Origin of the sequence: Gluconobacter sp. OJB (assembly GCF_039638275.1) — a bacterium.
Classification (GTDB): Bacteria; Pseudomonadota; Alphaproteobacteria; order Acetobacterales; family Acetobacteraceae; genus Gluconobacter; species Gluconobacter cerevisiae.
On the sequence record NZ_JBDIWH010000001.1, the window covers coordinates 1,977,178 to 1,996,086 of the forward strand.

The following is an 18,909-nucleotide window of genomic DNA, read 5'->3' on the forward strand; positions in this document are numbered from 1 at the left end:
CAGAAATACGTTCAGGATTGACTATTCCCCCCCAATATCGTCAGGATACGCGCCATGCAGACACCTGATACAACCAACGATGTTCCCGTTATCAGTACGAAAGCGCTGATCATCATGCATTTGGTGCTGGCTGCATTCATCGCTCTAGTGCATTTCAAGCTGACGAGCGCTACGGACTTCTGAACCGCCGCCACAGATCGGCCAGCGCATAAGACAGGGCAGCACCAAGCCCGATCCAGAACGGAACCGGCGCATCCGTCACCCAGGACAGCATCAGCCCACCCCACGATAATCCCAGCGCAAGCCCGACCGAAACGGCAATCCCTGCCAACGGTCCAAGCCCGAGCTTCAGCGCTGTCGCGGCAGGCCCGATCATCAGGCTGAACGCCAGAAGCGCCCCGGCCACTTCCGCACAGGCCGCACAAGCCAGCGCCGCCACGGCCATGAACACCACAGAGACTAACCGCGCCGCAACACCCCGCGCCCGCGCCACTTCCGGCGCCAGACTGGCAAACAGCAGCCTGCGCCCCAGAAACGCCAGCAGTCCAAGACACAGCACGGCGACCCCACACAGCGCCTCCAGCGTCGGCACATCAATGCCCAGAACATCCCCAAACAGTAGCGTAGTCGCAAGGCTGGAGCCCCGGTTGCTCATATGCAGGAACCACGCCCCAAGCCCCAGACTGGCCGCCAGCACAAGGCCGATCGTGCTGTCCCGCTGGGCGGGAACACCGCGCTCCCCTTCGCGCTCAGCCCCGATAACGAACCCCGCCATCAGACTGAACACCACCATCCCCGAAAGCGGCGGGAAGCCAAGCCAGACCGCTCCGGCCGCCCCGCTGAACCCGATATGCGACAGCGCATGGGCCGCAAACGCCTGACGCCGCAGCATCAGGAACCAGCCCACCGTCCCCGCCAGAACAGAAACAACCGCCGCGCCCACAAAGGCATGGCGCATGAAATCAAACTCGAACATGCAGCCCCCCGTCCTCAAGCTGCACAACTCGCGTCACGGCCCCGGACAGGGCCTCGGTTTCATGAGACGTCAGCACAATCCCGATCCCCAGGCGCTCCGTCAGATCCCGCAACAGACGCACCGTCCGCTCCTGCCCCGCCTGATCGAGCGCCGCCAGCGGCTCATCCAGCAGCAGCAGATCCGGAGTCCCTGCCAGAGCCTGCGCCAGCCCGATCCGCTGACGCTCCCCACCAGACAGCAGCCCCAGCGGACGATGCGCAAACGCCGAAGCCCCCGTCAGCGCCAGAAGCCGGTCCGCCTCTTCGCGCCGAGACCGCAGACGCAGCGGCAGCCCCCAGCGCACCCCGTCCACCGCCGCCCGCACATGACTGACCGCCGGAAGCAGCAACGCCGCATCCGTCACACTCTGCGGCATGTAACCGATATGCTGCCGGGCCTGCGCCGGCAGCAAACCATGCGTGAGAATTTCGCCAGCCTGAATCGGGATCAGACCCAGCATGGCCCGCAGCAGAGTGGACTTCCCCGCCCCGTTCCGCCCCGACAAAAGCGTGATGCCCGAAAGCGGCACCGTCAGAGACGTCTCCCGCAACACACAGGTCGATCCCGCCGTGAGCGTCACATCCCGCAAAACCAACCCACGCTCCGGCTGACAGCAGACCCGTTTATTTTCCGCCATCACCCAGCGCCTGCTCCACCGTCTGAAGAATGCCATGAACCCAGCCCTGCCAAGACTGACCCGGTGGCAAAGTCTCCCCAATCGCCACGACCGGCAAGCCCACAGCCTGCGCCCGATCCACCAGCCGGTCGATCTGCGGCGAATGAATGGCCGGATTGGTAATCAGCATCCGCACCTTGCGACCTTCAATCAACATATCAACCTGCGCTACATCACGCGGCGACGGCTCCGCATGGTTCATGATCGACAGCGCAAAATTCTCATCCAGAACAGCCAGCCCCGCATCCCGCAGCAGCATTTCCCCAACCGGCTCCACCGCCGCCACGGGCACAGCTTCATGACGGGCCTTCATCGCCGCCAGACGATCCGTCACGCCGTCCAGTTGCTTGCGGAACGCCGCCAACCGCTCCGCCACGGCCGGTGCGGAAATCCCCGGCTGATGCGACAGCCTGTCCGCAAAGACCTGCGCGACCTTCCCCACCACAGCCGGATCGAGAAAAAGATGCGGATTATCGCCGGGCCGCCACCCCGCAAAGGACGCCACCACGATCCGCTCCGGCACGGCAGCCGTAAAAGGAAGCGCCCAGTCGTCGTAGGTCGCCCCATTCACGATCGCGATGGTCGCCCCTGCCATGGCGCGCGCCATGGAAGGCGAGGGCGTCAGATCATGCGGATCAATCCCCGGCGTCGCCAGAAGGGCCTGCGTCTGCACATCCGCCCCCCCGATCTGCGCCGCCACATCGCACCAGGCTGCTTCAACGCACACCACACGCACGGGAGCGGGCGACGGCTCGGCCTGAGCGACGGCTACAGATCCTGAAATCAGTGCAGCCAGCAACAAAGCTGGAAAAAAACGCATCATGGTCCTCAGGGCAGGGGTCAAGGCTCAGGTGTTATAAAGTAACATTTACGGCCTGACCATCCTCACCGGACCGTCTTATCCCTGACGCAGATAAAGTGCTGCCGCCGCGGCCACAACCTTGCGCTGGTAATCCAGATTGAGCGGCAGGGTCCGGGAATGGTAATCCCCGATCGCCTTCATCAGATTGCCGTGCTCGTCATTCAGCGCCCTGCGCAGGATCATCGCCGCCGCCGCAATATTGAAACACGGCTCCAGCGCCAGTCTTGCCGCAACCTGCGACACCGGCTGATGCGTCATGGACGCAATCGGCAAAATCCAGCGCGAATTGATCTGCATGAGGCCGATATCAACCGAACCGTCCGTATTACTACTGACATGCCCCATCGTTCCGCCCTCAACCCGCTGGATTGAAGGCAGAATGCGCGGCGGCAAATGGTAATGCAAAGCCGAAGCCAGCATACAGGCTAGCAGACCACCAGCCATGATTATGAACGCAACACAGGGTGAATCATGCTCTCGACCCTAGCATCGGACGCGCCTGCCTGCCATCCTGAACACCTCGTGATGACCGCAAAGGACAGGAGAACACGTGCAGGACACATCCGCGACCCTGACACTGGATGCGCTGGGCATTTCCTATGAACGCCATGTCTATGACTATGACCCCTCAGCAGGAAAACTCGGCGTGGCCGCCGCCGCAGCACTGGGCCTGTCACCGGATCACGTCCTCAAGACCCTGATGGTGCAGATCGACGGACGCCCTGCCTGCGTGGTGCTGCCCGCGGACCGGGAACTGGATTTCGCCCGCGTGGCACAGGCCTTCGGGGGCCGGAAAGCCAAGATGCTCTCCCGCCCCGATGCCGAACAGCGCACCGGCTACCGCATCGGCGGCGTCAGCCCCTTCGGACAACGGAGCACCGCCCCCACAGCTTTCGAACAGTCAGGCATGGACGGCCCGCCCGTCGTCATCAACGGCGGAAGCCAAGGCCTCCTGATCGAGTTATCCCCGCAGGATGCCCTGATCGCCACCGGTGGCCTCGTGGCCGATCTGGTCAAACCCCTTTAAGCAGCGCCATATCCGTCCGGATGGTCCACCCGCCAGCGCAGGGCCGTCTCGACGATATCATCAAGCTGGCTGAACTTCGGGTCCCAGCCCGTTTCCTTGCGGATCTGCGAAGAATCCGCCACCAGAACTGCCGGATCTCCCCCACGCCGCGGCGCCCATTCCCAAGGCACTTTCCGGCCACTGACACGCTCGACACTCTGGACGACTTCCAGATTGGTAAAGCCCAGACCATTGCCCAGATTATACGTCACAGACCGGTCATCGAGCTGCCCCATGGCGCGGATATGCGCGTCGGCCAGATCCGTCACATGAATATAATCGCGCACACAGGTGCCATCGCGCGTCGGATAATCATTCCCGAACAGCTTCAGCCCGGCCCGACGACCCAGCGCCGCGTCGATCGTCAGCGGAATGAGGTGCGTCTCCGGCCGATGATCCTCACCCAGACGCCCCTGCGCATCCGCACCCGCCGCATTGAAATAACGCAGGCACGCGCTCTTCATGCCGCAGATCCGGTCCGCCCAGACCAGCGCACGCTCGATCAGATACTTACTCTCGCCATAAGGCGATCCCGGATCGACCGGCGCATCCGCCGAAATCAGCGGCGGACGATCATCGCCACCAAACAAAGCCGCCGTTGAGGAGAACACGAAACGCTTCACACCATGCCGCGTGCAGGCCTCGATCAGGTTCAGAGCCGTAATGTAGTTCCGGCGCAGATAGAGGAAAGGCTGGCTCATGCTTTCGCCCACAAGCGACAGCGCCGCGAAATGCAGAACCGCATCCCACTGCCCCGAAGCCACCGCCCGGTCCGTCGTCGCCGCATCCGCCAGATCGACATGAATAAACTGCGCGCCCTGCGGCACGGCCGCCCGATGGCCCGTGCTCAGATTGTCGAGAACGACAACCTCATGTCCGGCATCCACCAGAGCCTGTGCCAGATGACTTCCGACAAACCCGGCCCCACCCGTAACGAGATACTTCACTGATCCAGCAGTCCTTTTTCCGGAAATACCCGGCCCGTCACAGATGATCCATGACGGGCCGGATCAAATAAGAGCAGAACAGATCAGAGAAGATTCTGGGCGCGGTTAAGGATCATGCTGCACAGCTTCTGCTTCATCTGCCCCTTGAGGCTCGACAGCGACAGCGGATTGCTGCCCCCCGTCAGAAGCTGCCCCTGCTGCCCGGCGGCATAATCGCTGGAGGACGTCACGTCCTGCTTGCCCGTCAGGCTGCTCAGGGCCGATGTGGCGCTGCTGCCGCTCAGATAGTTATTCTGCACACAATAGCTCAGAACACCCGCGATATTCCCCGTGCTGGCGGAAGACACGTTCGGCAGCACACTGCTCATGAGGCCACTGCCTCCCGTCATACCACTCATGCCTGACATGCCGCTCATGGCATTACCCGCATTGCCAACACCCGGAATGGACTGGGCCTGGGCTGAAGACGCAACCAGAGCAGTGGCCACCAGACCTGCGAAGAGACCGTTTAAGTAACGCATCCTATTTCTCCTTCAGAAGACGCTCAGGGCAGCACCTGTCAGAAGTCATCGTCGCTGCCGACATGTTTACCGGAAGTGACGCTAACATAGGATTGCAACGGGTTCACCCGTCTAACGTCCGCAGAATTCCCGCGCCGCACCATAAATATGATAGAGCGAACTGGCCGGCACGTCCGAGACTGTCGCGTTTCCGAAGGCGTCGAAACGGTCCACCCACAAAGCGCTTTTCTGGTCGGAACTGAACGTTCCAAAGAAATGCTCCGTCAGCCCCCGCAGAATATCCGGTCTCTCATTGCGACACACCAGCAGACGGCAAAGCTCGGTCTGCGGCCAGATCCGTGTTGCATTTTCAACGGTCTGCCCCCCATCCGTCACGGCATCCCGCACGACGGCGCCTTCCCCGACACGCGCTACGCCATGCGCCATTCCGAACGCAAACAGCCCTTCCGCCGCCCGGCCAATCGCCTCGGCATCGGACGCTCCCGGATCGAGACGCAAATAATCGCGCAGCAGCCAGGACCATTCGAAAAGATGCCCCGGCTCCACACGATTACTCCCCGCGGGGGCCGTCGGACGCCAGTCTGTCATGAAATCTTCAAGGAGCGCCCCTGATCCGGGCTGGATGAGCTTCCCCAACGCCAGCCTCACCAGAGACCGCGCCTCGTCCAGATAAAAGCTGTCCCCCGAAACCTCGAACAGCACCAGAAACGCCTCAAGCAGATGCATATGCGGATTCTGATGCCGCACCGCCCCCGTCAGCGGCACCTCGTCCAGAAACCCACCATGCTCCGCCCGGAAAATCTGATGCAACTCCAGCACCGTCTGCCGCGCCACCGCCAGAAAATCCGGATTGCCGCTCAGGCGATACGCCCAGCCATAAGCAAACAGAATGAAGGCATGCGCATACAGATCCCGCTTCGTCCCGACCGGGGTTCCGTCCGGTGCGACGGAAAAGATCCACCCCGCCTGTCCGTCCCTATGACGATAAAGCCGCTCGACCTCTTCCAGACAGACCAGCGCCTGCCCGGACGCCTCATGCAGCCCGTCCAGCGCCGCCCGACAGAATGTCGAAATCTGCCGCGCCTGCACCATCAGCCGCGACGCCTCCAGAACCAGAGGCTCACCGGAAAACGTCAGACGCTCATGATAGAGGCGCTTTGTGCGATCAAACCCGGCATCGCTCCAGAACGGCAGCACCGTCCGCGTCAGCCAGCCGCCCCAGAGCGACCGCTGGTCAGCATCCATGAGGGTCGGCAAAGAGGCGTAAGGCGTTCCGGTCTGCATCCGACTGCCGTATGAGAGCTGAACGTCCGCGTCAACAGACACAGATCAACCGTGGCAGAACCGGACCAGAAATTTCAGATTTTTAAGAGGGAAGGAAACTGGTGGAGCCAATCGGGATCGAACCGACGACCTCCTGAATGCCATTCAGGCGCTCTCCCAACTGAGCTATGGCCCCACATGTTTCATCTGCGGCCCCTTTGGGACGGAGCCGGATGAGGGCGGTATATCGTCATGATTTCGCCCTGACAAGCCTGAAAAACAGATTTTGACAGCAGTTTTTCAAGCACCAAGCGCCTTCAGCCTCCGCAGTTCCTCCAATAATGGAAGCACCGGCAGCCCCAGCACAGCGTCCTGCGCCCCTTCAACAGCCGAAAAAAGCTGTATTCCGGGGCCCTCCAGCCGATACGCCCCCACACAGGACAGGATCGCCGCTCCTTCCCGATCCAGATAGGCCTCAAGAAACGCCTCCGAAAACTCCCGCATCGTCAGACGCGGCGATGCCAGATGCTCCCAGATTTTCTCGCCCCCCTTATAAAGAACGACCGCCGTGCGCAGAACATGCGTCCGCCCCCGCAGCCGACGCAGATGCTCCCCCGCCTCCGCCACAGAACCCGGCTTGGCAAACGCCACCCCGTCCAGATCAAGAATCTGGTCCGCCGCAACCGTCAGGTCCTCAAACCCCGCCTCCCGTGTCGCAAGGTTCGCTTTCGCATCCGCCAGAGCAATCGCCGTTTCCGAAAGCGTCTGCCCCTGCGCCTCGCAGGATTGCCGCAACACCTCCTCATCAAGATCGATCGGTCTGGCCTGCACCGTAAGACCCGCGTTTTCGAGAAGCATCCGCCGGGCTGATGAGCCGCTGGCAAGAATCAGGGAAGTACTGAAAGACATCATAATGTACGACTCCGTACTATCGACTGTAAGAACGAGGGCGAGTACTGCAAAAAACCCTGTGAAGGCATTGCGTCAGTACTGGGGTACATGGGGATAGTACCTGCCCTCCCGAAAAGAGTACCGAGTACCGTGGATTGTACGGTACACCAGCCATAACTGGGGGTTGTACACAGCCTCTCTGTGGGCAATTCGGGATAGAATCAACGACTCCCTTGCAGACTGCGGCTTCCAGAGTTGTACACAGTGTGAACAAGACGGGGTACATTTTCAGAAAGCCGGGTACCCCGGTATCCACAGGGATCATCTTAACCTCCAGCATTTCTTTCTTTTTTCTTTTATGATTAGTGGGCGGCATGATTTCGGAAAACGCACCTTCCTCACCCTCGTCGAAACCGCTTTCGAAGCCCCTTCTGCGGGCCCTCCGTGGTGAAGCCATCTGGCCGCCTCCGGTCTGGCTCATGCGTCAGGCAGGCCGCTATCTCCCCGAATTCCGCGCCATGCGCGACAAGGCCGACTTCCTGACCCGGTGCATGACCCCGAACATGGCCACCGAACTGACGATACAGCCCATCCGCCGCTACGGCATGGACGGCGCGATCCTGTTTTCCGACATCCTGATCCTGCCCTGGGCCATGGGTCAGTCCCTGGACTTCATCGACGGCCGTGGCCCGGTCCTCAGCGCCATCCGTTCAGAAGCCGACCTCGCCCGGCTTGATCCCAAGCGCGTACAGGACGCCGTCGCACCCGTGCGCGAGACCTTGTCCCGCCTCGCAAAAGAGCTTCCCGACGTCACGACACTTCTGGGCTTCGCAGGCAGCCCGTTCACGGTCGCCTGCTACATGGTCGAGGGCGGTGGATCGCGGGATTTCGCCGAAACCCGCCGCATGATGCAGACCAACCCGGCCCTGTTTGATCGCCTGATCGACACCCTGACCTCGAGTACAGCCGAGATGCTCTGCGGCCAGATCGAAGCGGGCGCGGAAGCCGTGATGCTGTTCGATTCCTGGGCCGGAATCCTGCCGCCTTCGGCATTCCGCCGCTATGTGATCGAACCGACGCGCCAGATCGTCGCGTACATTCGCGCCCGTCACCCCAACACCCCGCTCATCGGCTTCCCGCGTCTCGGCGGCATCATGGTCCGTGAATACGCGCAGAAAACCGGCATCAACACGCTGGCGCTCGACACGGTCGCCGACCCCGCCCAGATTTCCGAACTGCTGTCCAAAGACGTTCCGGGCCTCACCCTTCAGGGCAACATGGACCCGATGATCCTGTTCTCCGGCGGTGAGGCAATGATCCGCGAAGCCCAGGCCATCCGCGACGCAATGCGCGGAAAACCCCATGTTTTCAATCTCGGACACGGCGTCATGCAGCATACGCCCCCTGAAAACGTGGCGGCCCTCGTCGAGGCGGTACGGTCTGTATGACAACCGCCCTGGATCCAGCAGGCCAGCTGAAGCTGGTCATTTTCGACTGTGACGGCGTTCTCGTGGACAGTGAAGGCCCGTCCTGCCGGGCCACGGCGGAATTCGCCCGATCCAAGGGCATGTCCATCTCCGACGAAGAGGCGCATGAGCGTTTTGCAGGCATGGCTCTGCCGCAGATCGTGACCGAAATCGAACACGAAATCGGTCATCCACTCCCGCCAGAAACGGCAGTCACTCTGCGCGAAAATCTCGTACAGATGATGCAGAAAATCGCAGAACCCGTAGGCGGCGCGCCTGAAATGCTGGCAGGCGTGCGGTCTTTGGGACTGCCGGTTCGCGTCGGTTCGAATTCTTCCGTCCGTGAGATGGAAATCAAGTTCGAAAAAACCGGAATATCGCAGTATTTCCCCGAAAAACGCGTCCATTCCGCCAATGATATGGGCTGCCCTAAACCCGATCCGGACGTCTATCTGTACGCGGCAAAAGCAGAGGGCATTCTGCCAGAAAGCTGTGTCGTCATCGAAGACAGCGATACTGGAGCAGAAGCCGCTTGGAAGGCCGGAATGGCCTGTGTGCTTCTTCGCCCTGAAGACATGTCTGCACCGCCTTTCTGGCCCGTCGAAGGCTCGGTCCGCATCGCCCATCTGGACGAGTTGGTACCGCTGCTGCGCCGGACGCTAGAAAGCCAGAAACCCGCATGACCGACTTTCTCGCGACGTATCAGAGCTGGATACTGTCCCTGCACATCATGGCGTTCATCGCCTGGATGGCCGGGACATTCTATCTCCCGCGTTTGTATGTCTATCACTGTCAGGTGGTACCGGGCTCGGCCGAAAGCGAGCGGTTCAAGGTCATGGAGCGCAAGCTCCTGCGCCAGATCATGACCCCCGCCATGATCGTGACATTCCTCGCAGGCGGCGCCCTCGCCTCCATCCCCGGTCTGATCGACTGGAATGCGGGCTGGTGGTGGACGAAGCTGATCTGCGTCCTCGCCCTCGCCGGGTTTCATGGAGCCTGCGGAACATGGCGTCGTGGTTTCGCCGAAGACCGCAACCAGCATCCCGAAAAATTCTACCGGATCGCTAACGAAGTCCCCACAATCCTGATGATGGTCATCGTCATCATGATCATCGTCCGGCCCTGAGGGATTTCTGATAAAAGTTTTTGGGTGTCGCCTTTTTTCAAAAAGGTGACGGTCTTTGAAGCTTTTTGAAAAAAGCTTCACCAAAAACTTTTATGACTTTCAGATCAGGCCGTATTTTACGCCGGTCATCTGTTCCGAGACGGTCCACAGACGCGCGGCCAGTTCGGGTACATGCGCCAGAGCCGGCAGCCCCGCGATCCCCGGCACGCCACGGCGTTCTCCCGGCCCCTGCGGACCATAATAGCTGCCGTCATGCGCCTGCGGACTGGCAAGAGCATAGAGCAGCGGCCACGCCCCCTCCTCGACCGTCTGCCCCATCGCATGAAACACCGGCCCGGCGACACTGCGCGCCAGACTGCGCATGAACCGTGCGGCTTTGTTGGCGGACTGATCCAGACTGCCGTTATTCGCGACGATATCACTCGCCGCCCAGCCCGGATGCGCCGCACGCGAATGAATGGGCCAGGGCGCTTTTGCTGCCCGGCGGTTCAGTTCGAGCGCAAACAGTAGGTTGGACAGCTTGCTCTGACGATACCGCACCATCGGATTGTAGGAATGCCGCGCATTCAGATCGCCAAACGGGATTTCGCCCTTCAGCGCCGCCAGGGACGCCACCGTCATGACCGTCGCATTCCCCGCCGCCAGCAACGGCAGCAGCCGTCCGGTCAAAGCGAAATGCCCGAGATGGTTGGTCCCGAACTGCAACTCGAACCCATCTTTCGTCGTCAGACGCGTCGCAGGCCCCATGACCCCGGCATTGTTCGCCAGAAGATGGATCGGCTCGCCCCGGCTGCGCATCGCGGACGCAAACGCCTCGATCCCGGCCAGCGACGCCAGATCCAGCAGCTCGAACCGCGATTTGACGAACGGCACGCGCTCCTGAAGCCGTGCCAGCGCCGCTCGTCCCTTATCATGACTGCGACCGCTCAGCACGATCGCAGCACCCTGCTTCGCCAGCCCGCAGGCGACCTCGAACCCCAGCCCCCCGGTCGATCCGGTGATGAGCGCCGTTTTTCCGTCCAGACGTTCAAGAGAGTCTGTGGACCACTCGGGAGCGGAGGGCTGTGTCATGACGTCTGTCCTTCCAGTCTGTGTCAGCTCGGTTTCTTGTCCACACGCGATTCCTCGCGCTTTTCGTCTTCCTCGGCCTGCCGGAGCGCCTCATCCGTCAGACGCTTCTCGTTCTTCTTGAGAAAAACGAGCGCCCCGATCAGACAGCAGACCCCCACGACCGCCATGGCGATCCCGACCGGCCCGGTGATCTTCTCGATCTGCTTGCCAAGCTCATAGGTCACAAAGGCATAGCCACCGGCCCAGCAGATGCCACCAAGCGCATTGAAGAACAGGAACGAATGCCAGGGCATCCGGTTCGCTCCCGCCAGCAATGCGACGAACACGCGCAACACCGCGACAAAACGCCCCAGAAACACGACGATCCCGCCATGCCGACGGAACAGATACCGCCCCAGCATCAGCCGCTCTTCGGTCAGACCGACTTTCTGGCCGTGCTTTTTCAGAATGCCGTAACCGAAGTGATGGCCGATCAGATAGCCGATATTGTCGCCCATGATGGCGCCAAGCACGGCTGCCAGCGCGATCCAGCGGATTTCAAGATGATGGGTGCTGCCCGCATAGAGCGAAGCGGCGATGATGACGCTCTCCGCCGGAAGAGGAAGGCCCATGCTCTCGAACATGACGGTGATGCCGACGACGCCATAGCCATACTGCACCAGCATGTGATCGAGAAAATGACTGAGATGAAACAGTGTCCTGGTCCTGTTCAAGCTGTGGCGGAAGAGAGTGCCACCGGCTACGATACTACGGCATCGGAGACAGGATGAAAAATGACGCCCCCTTCCCCCGCATCTTCCGCAGCCTTATCGGGACACTGGCCGTCCTGGGTGACGCCTGAACTCGTAGCCGGACGCACGGTGTCTTTCTCCGAACTGCGCACTGCTGGGGAGTGGATCTTCTGGCTCGAAAGCCGCCCGGACGAACAGGGCCGCTCCGTCATCACGGCCCGCGACCCTGAAGGGAACATCCGCGATCTGATCCCGCCGGAATATTCGGTCGGCACCCGTGTGCACGAATATGGCGGTGGCGCATGGGATGTGCGCCTGAAAGACAACGCCAAAGACAGTGCCCCGCAGGTCGTCTTCAGCGATCGCAAACGCGGTGGCGTCTGGTTCAGCGACGGTACCACCGCCACGCAATGGGCCACGTCGGGCGAAACTCCCGAACACCGCTACGCCGACCTGACATTCGATCCGGCTGCCGATGCCGTATTCTGCGTGCGCGAAAGTCACGGCGACGGTGTGCCGGTCGCAACGCTGGTCCACGTTCAGGCCGACGGACGCGAAACCGTGCTGGCCGAAGGCGCGGATTTCTACGCCGCCCCCCGGTCCTCACCCGATGGAAACTTTCTGGCCTGGTTCAGCTGGAACGACCCGGCCATGCCCTGGACCGTCACGACCCTTTCCGTCGCCCCTTTTGACCGCACAACTGGCGCACTCGGCTCCGTCACCGACCTGACCGGCCCCGAACCCTGCAGCATCATCGAACCCTGCTGGTCGCCCGACGGCATGCTCTACGCCACGTCCGACGCTGAAGGCCGCTGGACCCCCATCCGCTTTTCCCATGACGAGACAGGCTGGCACCCACACTCTTTCGACGGCGCCAACGCCGAAATTGGCCTGCCGCACTGGGTTTTCGGACAGCGCAGCATGGCCCCCCTGTCCGAAAACCGCTTGCTGGCCCTCGGCATCCGCCACGGCCTCAACCACGTCCTGCTGGAAGATCACGACCGCTGGACCGAGCTTGCGCTCGGCACGCCCGTCAACGTCCCCGAACCTCTCGGAAACGAGCAGTTCGCGTGGATCGACGCCCCTGCCGATGCCCCAGCCGCCATCGCCTTCGGCCGCCCCGGCGAAGCCTACAACCGCTTCCGAAGCAGCGTCACCCTCCCGCACGGCGTCACGAATGCCGATATCGCAACCCCCACCCCCTTGAGCTTCCCAACCGCAAACGGCGCAGAAGCTCATGCCTTGGCCCACGCCCTGTTCTACGCCCCCGCCAGCAGCACCAGCGCCCTGCGGGACGGTGAAAAACCCCCGCTCGTCGTCATGGCACATGGCGGCCCGACCGGCCGCGCCAATCCATCCTTCGCGTTCAAGGTGCAGTGGTGGACGTCGCGCGGTTTTGCCGTCCTCGACGTCAATTATCGCGGCTCAACCGGCTTCGGCCGCGCTTACCGCGAAGCACTGGACGGACAATGGGGTGTCGCGGATATCGAAGACTGTCTCGCCGGCGTGCAGGCCGTGCTCGATCGCGGCCTCGCCGACCCCGCCCGCTGCGTCATCCGCGGCAGCAGCGCCGGCGGCCTGACCGTTCTAGGCGCCCTCGCGCAGTCGAACCTCTTCGCCGCCGGAACCTCCCTCTATGGCGTCACGGATCTGCGGGCCCTCGCCGAAGAAACGCACAAGTTCGAAGCCCGCTATCTGGACGGGCTGATCGGCCCCTATCCCGAAGACGAGACCGTGTATCTGGAACGTTCTCCCATTACGCAGGCCGAGGGCATTACCGTTCCTGTCCTGTTCCTGCATGGCGGCGCAGATAAGGTCGTTCCCCTGTCACAGGCGGAGTCCATGCGCACAAAACTCGAACATTCCGCCCTGCACGTCTATCCGGAGGAAGCCCACGGCTTCCGCGCCCGCGAAACCATAGAAGACGCCCTGCAACGGGAACTCGCCTTCTATCAGCAGGTCTTCACTCCATAGATCCAGGCAGATCTCGGTTTCAGTCGTCGGCGAGCCCGAACTGGCTGGGATACGGCATGGCATTGCGGCTGAGCTTCTTCTTTTTCCAGTCCGCCAGCGCCCTGTCATATTCGACATGGCGCAACGCGAACTGCAACGCTTCCACATGCCGCTCGTCGGCCGGGTCCATCATGTTCCGGCGCCAACCCGCCGCAATCAGCCAGTATTCCCCAGCCAGTCGCCAGTCTCCGGCCTCATGATGCTCAAGCGCCAGTCGCTCAAGCCCATGATATTTATTCTTCGGATTGGCAAGCGCTTCGGGCGTAAGAATGAAATCATCCCCTTTCCAGAGGAAGGTCGATTTCATGTAGGGAAACTGCCGGGTCATCACACCCGGATCTCCAAAATGCTCTTTAATCAGCATCGGAACCAGTCTGTCGTAAGACCTACGCCATTCGCACTGCACAGACTGTCTCCTGAAGATCACGTTAAATAGAGTGCCGCCTCTATAACGAACCGCTCTTCCAGAGTCGATTTTTTGCCGATTTTGCCTTCTGGCACCTGATTTAAAAAACCGCTTTGAAAAATTACCGCACCAGACGGGACCAAATTTTAAAACATGGCATTAATAGCGAATTGTGGTGACGCCTGAATATTCTTGTTGTGTCCGGCAAAATAAAAAGGCGAACCAACAATTATCCCCCAATGCGGGTTCCAGTTATATTCAATGGCCGGAGCAATCTGCCAATCCGTGGCGGAAGCGCCTGTTTTATGGATGTAAGCGCCGTTATGGTCATGTCCACGCAAAGTGGAACCATTGGCCCAGTCCCGCGCAAGGTCCATGGCCAGAACCCATTTCTGGTTCACACCATATTCTAATGAAAACCCCGTCTGTCCGCTCATGCCAGGCTGACCCGAACCGCGAAAGCCATTTGTCGTTCCGTAGCTGGTCATATCAGTCAGTTTTGCTGACGTAACAGCACGCCGAAACCAGTTCCAGACCCGAAGACGCAGTTCATGATGACCTGGAAGGGTGTAAGTTGACTGTTCAGTCAAAGCAAAGCGGAAAACATAAGCACCGCTTCCCAGCCCGTCCTGGGAGCTGCCAAGTTTTGTATAATTTCCTGTGGGAAAAATCATGCCCACAAACAGATTAAAAGCCGGAATATAATGCGCGGGGTCAGGCCGAACGAGACGATAGATCAGGTCAACAGGCATATCCCCTGCCTGAGGGCCGTGAGAATGCCCTTCATCGTGCTTCCATCCGTAGTTAACGATGGTATGCAGCTGAATGCTGAAGTCTTGGGAAATGCCATATTTCCAGAGTGTGGAATTGGTAAACATGCGCTGCATGGGATGAGTGGCGGACAATGTCTGTCCGTGCGGACCGAACCGTCCCAGAGGCTGGGTATAGGAAGAATAAGGCTCAACATTCAGGACACCTTTTTGCGTAGTGCCTGATGGAGAAACCAGTGACCCTGTGTACCATTGGCCGGCATAAGCAGGAGATATGAAAAACCCTGCCGCAAAAAGAAGGCAAAAACCGGATTTTCTTATGAAGGATGCGCCTGTCCTACAGATCCTATGTTGAATGCGGCCTGCCATTTATCCATTTACCTTGTTTGTTTCTTTGAAAGACCGAAATAATTTTTTCTATAATTTCTGTAGGATCATCGATGCTTTTGCGTTTTCATGTTCCTCAGGACAGCGCGCGTGGACCATATAATGATGACGCCGGATTTTGAGAGACCTGCCCTGCCCTGCTTGTCATAACCAAAAAAAGCAGTGTCACCGAAAGGGGTTTCCCCCTTTCGGCTTCACACCGGATTCAGTTCTGGGATTTCAGAAACTCAGAATGATATTCGTCCAGCATCTGGCGTAATGAACGACCAATAGCGGCATATTGAAACTCATTAAGGTTCGCGAGAGATGCTCTGGCTGAAGGGCGGGTCGCCCCGAAACCGGCTCCCGGAAGCAGGACAATACCCGTTTCGTTTGCAATCCGGAACAGAACTTCCCCTGAGCTGGCGCGCTTGAGCATCCACTGCGTGAAGTCCTCGCCATAGAGCGCGCGACTGGTGTCCTCCAGATCGATCAACGTATAGTAATCAACGGCATTCGCATCTTCCGACGGCGCAACACCCAGTTCCTGATACAGCGCGGCTTCGCGACGACGGATAAGGCTTTTGAGTGTCGCCTTGTAACGCCCTTCATGATCCATCAGCGCAAACAGGGAAAAGAGCACCATCTGAACCTGCTGCGGCGTTGACAGTCCGGCAGTGTGATTCAGTGCCACGGCACGACTGTCGGCAACGAGCCTGTCAATAAACTTCAGATCCGCAGTATCTGTCGTCAGGCTGGAATAGCGCGTTGCCAGGGCGTCTTTTGCATCAGTCGGCAATTGCCGGAGATGGGCATCGATTGCGTTGTCCTTGTGCATGCCGATAACGCCCAAACGCCAGCCGGTTGCCCCAAAATACTTTGAGAAGGAGTAAACGAGGATCGTGTTACGGGGGCAGATGGCATAAAGCGACCGGAAACCGTCAGCGAACGTGCCATAAACATCATCCGTAAGGATCATCAGATCAGGGCGATCCTGCACGATGGAAGCAATTTTTTCCAACGATGCATCGTTCATTTTGACGGATGGCGGATTGCTGGGATTAACGCAGAAAAATATCTTTACGGCCGGATCACGGAGTTTTTCCAGCTCGCTATCCGGATACTGCCAATCCAGTGCCGGATCTGCCTGTATGGCAACAACTTCAAGGCCGTATTCTTCAAGCTGTGGGATTTCAATATACGGAGAGAAGATCGGCATACCGATCGCAACCTTGTCTCCCTTTTTGATCAGTTTGTTCTGTTTGAACGAATTGAACACATAGGCCATGGCGGCCGTGCCACCTTCGGTCGCAAAGAAGTCCGTGGAGTCCAGAGAGACCTGCCCTCCGACCATTTCACGCAGCACATACTGACCAACAATTTTTTCACTTAATGCCAGCATACGCGGAGGGGTTGGATAATAACAGCCGAGAATCCCTTCCACCATTTCAACAAGAAACTTATCGGCCGGAAGCCCCATCTGGTCACGGACATAGCTCAGAGCATGACCCAGAAGCTCTGCTTCCTTCTTCTCCTGATTGCTGGCGATAAAGTGGTCAAAACGCCCTTCAATGCCTTCAATCCGAACCGTCCCACCAAGATCGGGGGAAAGATAGGAAAGAGACAGACGCGCTTCTGACAGAGCATATTGCCCCAGAAGAAAGAATGCCGCGCGGGGAAGGGTTGCCAGAAAGTTGGGATTGCCACGCCCGGCATTCAGCATGACCCGGTCGGCTTTTGATGAGGCGAGTTCAATGAGCGTATCTTTAAGCTCAAAAGGGCTGAGATTGCGAAGTTTTGAATAATCGTAAGTCATTATTGAATATCCCTCTTAAAGATTTAGGAGAACGCGACCACAAGGGGGCCAAGAAGGGTAAGAAGAACATTTGCAACGGCGTATGTAATGGCGAAAGGCGTCGTGGGAACGGCATTCCCCGCCTTGTTCAGAACCTCACCAAAAGCCGGATTGGCACTGCGTGATCCAGCCAGAGCGCCAGCAAAAATGGCCGTGTTGTCGTAGCGAAGCACATAGCGCCCAAAGAGCATTGTCAGGATCAGTGGCACCAGCGTTACAACAACACCCAGAAGAAAGAGCGTCACGCCATGCTGCATGATCGTGGCAATGGCTTGCTGACCTGTCTGCAATCCCGTTACAGCCACAAAACCCGCCAATCCGAAATCGACCAGAAATGTCGAAGCCGCGCGAGGCATATTCCCCGTAGCGGGATGGCGGCTTTGATACCAGCCAAACAGAAGTCCCGACAGAAGAGCGCCTCCGCCACTGCCGAGTGTGAGCGGAACTGACCCCAGATGAACCACACCCAGACCGATCAATAACCCAACGGCTACACCCAGGGCATGGAAAACCAGATCGGTTTTGAGACTTGGAACAAGAGGCGTACCGATCTGCGCCACGGCTCTGTCCACGTCTGTGGACGTTCCCAATAACGTAACAACATCCCCGGCCATAATCTTCAGGGAGCCTGTAACAGGAACCGTCTTGCCCGCACGGGAAAGAGCCACGAGATAAACACCATGCCGGACAGCCGCCGAAACAGACTGCACGCATTGATCAATTGTCTGTCCCACAAAATCCTTGCGAGACAGAACAACATCCCGACGGATCAGGGAAAGATCCAGATCAGGCGATTCACCGATCTCCTGACCAATTTTTTGTCCCGCAGCCAGCACCTCTGAACGATGGCCAACCAGCAGCACCCTGTCACCCGGGACCAGCGCTGCAGTACCTTCTATTCCAATCGGCTTATCGTCCCGGATCACTTTCTCGACCGTGATCCCGGCTGCCATTTTCTCAATCATTTCAATGGTCAGCTCGGATTGGGTCAAACGGTAGGCGCGTCCAACCAGATGAGGGAAAGCAGATACTTCCCCCTCACCCATGATATGCACGCCACCAGCCTGCTCCGCTTCAGCCCGGATAGCATCTTCGCGAATGCTGCGTTTCATGAACCAGGGTAAAACATTGATGCACAGCAGAATGGGACCAATGGAGCCAAAAATATACGTTACGGCATATCCGACCGCGACATTGCCCTGGAGCTGCTGCACCTGAGCAAGAGGCAGCCCGATTTTTTCCAACGATGATCCCGCTGTGCCAATAATGGCCGACTGGGTAAGGCCACCCGCCGCAAGTCCTGCCGCAAGGCCTTTATCAAGATGGAAAATGCGGGCAACGGCCACGACGGTAATTAATCCCGTAACAGCCAGCACAACAGCCATTAGAATTTCTTTAAGAGACTGACGCCCCAGAGACCGAAAAAACTGAGGTCCGCTCTGATACCCAACGGCATAGATAAAAAGTGCAAACAGAACGGTTTTGATACCAGAGTCGATATGCACGCCGACCTGACTGATAAGCACTGCCGCGAGAAGAGATCCGGCTACACCACCAAGCTGGAACGAACCGAAACGAAAACGCCCTATCCAGCATCCCAGAACAAGAGCAAGAAACAGGGCCATTTCCGGACACGCACCAAAAACATGGGACAGAGAAGTAGTGAGTGCTTGCACAATTAGAGTCCCCGGAAAGCTATTGCCCAAAAGGTATAGATCAAAGGAAAATATGTAAATGATTCATATCAAATAATAGATACAAACAACCTATTACATTCCGCATAAAGAATAATAAAGTCAATGTATATGTCAATTTTGTTATGCTTATATTAAAATTAAATAGTAATTATTGAAAATAAACACTT

20 protein-coding genes and 1 tRNA gene are annotated in these 18,909 nt (G+C 58.8%); 6 read left to right on the plus strand and 15 right to left on the minus strand.

What is annotated here, in order from left to right; genetic code table 11:
• Nucleotides 1-54 precede the first annotated feature (54 nt).
• Nucleotides 55-183, plus strand: coding sequence for a hypothetical protein (locus ABDK74_RS09125; RefSeq protein WP_346003552.1), 129 nt, complete (start codon nucleotides 55-57; stop codon nucleotides 181-183).
• On the opposite strand, the gene ABDK74_RS09130 is transcribed toward ABDK74_RS09125, so the two are convergent.
• From ABDK74_RS09130 to ABDK74_RS09145, 4 genes are all read right to left on the minus strand, one after another.
• Nucleotides 170-976 carry a metal ABC transporter permease gene (locus ABDK74_RS09130; RefSeq protein ID WP_346003553.1) on the minus strand — a complete coding sequence of 269 codons (807 nt, stop codon included), beginning with the start codon at nucleotides 974-976 and terminating at the stop codon, nucleotides 170-172. The two genes, ABDK74_RS09125 and ABDK74_RS09130, sit on opposite strands and share 14 nt — an antisense overlap.
• The gene (locus ABDK74_RS09135) at nucleotides 963-1,652 is read right to left on the minus strand and encodes an ATP-binding cassette domain-containing protein (protein WP_346003554.1); all 690 of its coding nucleotides are present in this window, start codon (nucleotides 1,650-1,652) and stop codon (nucleotides 963-965) included. Before ABDK74_RS09135 ends, ABDK74_RS09130 begins: the two co-directional genes overlap by 14 nt.
• A complete protein-coding gene (locus tag ABDK74_RS09140; RefSeq protein WP_346003555.1) occupies nucleotides 1,639-2,514 on the minus strand; it encodes a metal ABC transporter solute-binding protein, Zn/Mn family in 876 nt (291 codons plus the stop codon). Before ABDK74_RS09140 ends, ABDK74_RS09135 begins: the two co-directional genes overlap by 14 nt.
• A 75-nt stretch (nucleotides 2,515-2,589) precedes the next feature.
• On the minus strand, nucleotides 2,590-2,997 hold the full coding sequence (locus ABDK74_RS09145; protein ID WP_346003556.1) for a lytic transglycosylase domain-containing protein: 408 nt from the start codon (nucleotides 2,995-2,997) through the stop codon (nucleotides 2,590-2,592).
• Between the two features lie 106 nt (nucleotides 2,998-3,103).
• On the opposite strand from ABDK74_RS09145, the gene ABDK74_RS09150 reads away from it, so the two are divergent.
• Complete coding sequence (locus tag ABDK74_RS09150) at nucleotides 3,104-3,580, plus strand: YbaK/EbsC family protein (RefSeq protein ID WP_346003557.1); 477 nt, start codon at nucleotides 3,104-3,106, stop codon at nucleotides 3,578-3,580.
• Here the strand turns inward: ABDK74_RS09150 and galE are convergent.
• From galE to ABDK74_RS09175, 5 genes are all read right to left on the minus strand, one after another.
• Nucleotides 3,577-4,566 (minus strand): UDP-glucose 4-epimerase GalE, encoded by a 990-nt coding sequence (gene galE, locus ABDK74_RS09155; RefSeq protein ID WP_346003558.1) that lies wholly within the window; start codon nucleotides 4,564-4,566, stop codon nucleotides 3,577-3,579. The two genes, ABDK74_RS09150 and galE, sit on opposite strands and share 4 nt — an antisense overlap.
• An 83-nt stretch (nucleotides 4,567-4,649) precedes the next feature.
• Nucleotides 4,650-5,087 (minus strand): DUF2501 domain-containing protein, encoded by a 438-nt coding sequence (locus tag ABDK74_RS09160; RefSeq protein WP_346003559.1) that lies wholly within the window; start codon nucleotides 5,085-5,087, stop codon nucleotides 4,650-4,652.
• 111 nt (nucleotides 5,088-5,198) lie between these two features.
• On the minus strand, nucleotides 5,199-6,413 hold the full coding sequence (locus ABDK74_RS09165) for an AGE family epimerase/isomerase (RefSeq protein WP_346003560.1): 1,215 nt from the start codon (nucleotides 6,411-6,413) through the stop codon (nucleotides 5,199-5,201).
• 57 nt (nucleotides 6,414-6,470) lie between these two features.
• Nucleotides 6,471-6,546: transfer RNA gene (locus ABDK74_RS09170), tRNA-Ala, on the minus strand.
• A gap of 104 nt (nucleotides 6,547-6,650) precedes the next feature.
• Nucleotides 6,651-7,262 (minus strand): Maf family protein, encoded by a 612-nt coding sequence (locus ABDK74_RS09175; protein WP_346003561.1) that lies wholly within the window; start codon nucleotides 7,260-7,262, stop codon nucleotides 6,651-6,653.
• Nucleotides 7,263-7,615: 353 nt separating this feature from the next.
• On the opposite strand from ABDK74_RS09175, the gene hemE reads away from it, so the two are divergent.
• Genes hemE through hemJ form a run of 3 tightly spaced genes read left to right on the plus strand, consistent with a single transcriptional unit; the run spans nucleotide 7,616 to nucleotide 9,833 of the window.
• On the plus strand, nucleotides 7,616-8,689 hold the full coding sequence (gene hemE / locus ABDK74_RS09180; protein ID WP_346003562.1) for a uroporphyrinogen decarboxylase: 1,074 nt from the start codon (nucleotides 7,616-7,618) through the stop codon (nucleotides 8,687-8,689).
• Nucleotides 8,686-9,390, plus strand: coding sequence for an HAD family phosphatase (locus tag ABDK74_RS09185; RefSeq protein WP_346003563.1), 705 nt, complete (start codon nucleotides 8,686-8,688; stop codon nucleotides 9,388-9,390). Before hemE ends, ABDK74_RS09185 begins: the two co-directional genes overlap by 4 nt.
• Nucleotides 9,387-9,833 carry a protoporphyrinogen oxidase HemJ gene (gene hemJ, locus ABDK74_RS09190; RefSeq protein ID WP_346003564.1) on the plus strand — a complete coding sequence of 149 codons (447 nt, stop codon included), beginning with the start codon at nucleotides 9,387-9,389 and terminating at the stop codon, nucleotides 9,831-9,833. Before ABDK74_RS09185 ends, hemJ begins: the two co-directional genes overlap by 4 nt.
• A 99-nt stretch (nucleotides 9,834-9,932) precedes the next feature.
• Here hemJ and ABDK74_RS09195 read toward each other — a convergent pair whose 3' ends face one another.
• Nucleotides 9,933-10,904: an SDR family oxidoreductase gene (locus ABDK74_RS09195; protein ID WP_346003565.1), complete on the minus strand. Its 972-nt coding sequence runs from the start codon at nucleotides 10,902-10,904 to the stop codon at nucleotides 9,933-9,935.
• Between the two features lie 23 nt (nucleotides 10,905-10,927).
• The gene (locus tag ABDK74_RS09200) at nucleotides 10,928-11,527 is read right to left on the minus strand and encodes a DedA family protein (protein WP_194255517.1); all 600 of its coding nucleotides are present in this window, start codon (nucleotides 11,525-11,527) and stop codon (nucleotides 10,928-10,930) included.
• Nucleotides 11,528-11,677: 150 nt separating this feature from the next.
• Here ABDK74_RS09200 and ABDK74_RS09205 point away from each other — a divergent pair, with 150 nt between their 5' ends.
• On the plus strand, nucleotides 11,678-13,609 hold the full coding sequence (locus tag ABDK74_RS09205; RefSeq protein WP_346003566.1) for a prolyl oligopeptidase family serine peptidase: 1,932 nt from the start codon (nucleotides 11,678-11,680) through the stop codon (nucleotides 13,607-13,609).
• A gap of 19 nt (nucleotides 13,610-13,628) precedes the next feature.
• On the opposite strand, the gene ABDK74_RS09210 is transcribed toward ABDK74_RS09205, so the two are convergent.
• The 4 genes from ABDK74_RS09210 to aspT form a co-directional block, all read right to left on the minus strand.
• The gene (locus ABDK74_RS09210; RefSeq protein ID WP_062032903.1) at nucleotides 13,629-13,976 is read right to left on the minus strand and encodes a hypothetical protein; all 348 of its coding nucleotides are present in this window, start codon (nucleotides 13,974-13,976) and stop codon (nucleotides 13,629-13,631) included.
• Between the two features lie 224 nt (nucleotides 13,977-14,200).
• Nucleotides 14,201-15,193, minus strand: a complete 993-nt coding sequence (locus ABDK74_RS09215) for a hypothetical protein (RefSeq protein WP_346003567.1) — start codon at nucleotides 15,191-15,193, stop codon at nucleotides 14,201-14,203.
• A gap of 223 nt (nucleotides 15,194-15,416) precedes the next feature.
• The gene (locus ABDK74_RS09220; RefSeq protein ID WP_194255454.1) at nucleotides 15,417-17,006 is read right to left on the minus strand and encodes a bifunctional aspartate transaminase/aspartate 4-decarboxylase; all 1,590 of its coding nucleotides are present in this window, start codon (nucleotides 17,004-17,006) and stop codon (nucleotides 15,417-15,419) included.
• A gap of 23 nt (nucleotides 17,007-17,029) precedes the next feature.
• Nucleotides 17,030-18,721, minus strand: a complete 1,692-nt coding sequence (gene aspT, locus ABDK74_RS09225; protein ID WP_346003568.1) for an aspartate-alanine antiporter — start codon at nucleotides 18,719-18,721, stop codon at nucleotides 17,030-17,032.
• Nucleotides 18,722-18,909 lie beyond the last annotated feature (188 nt).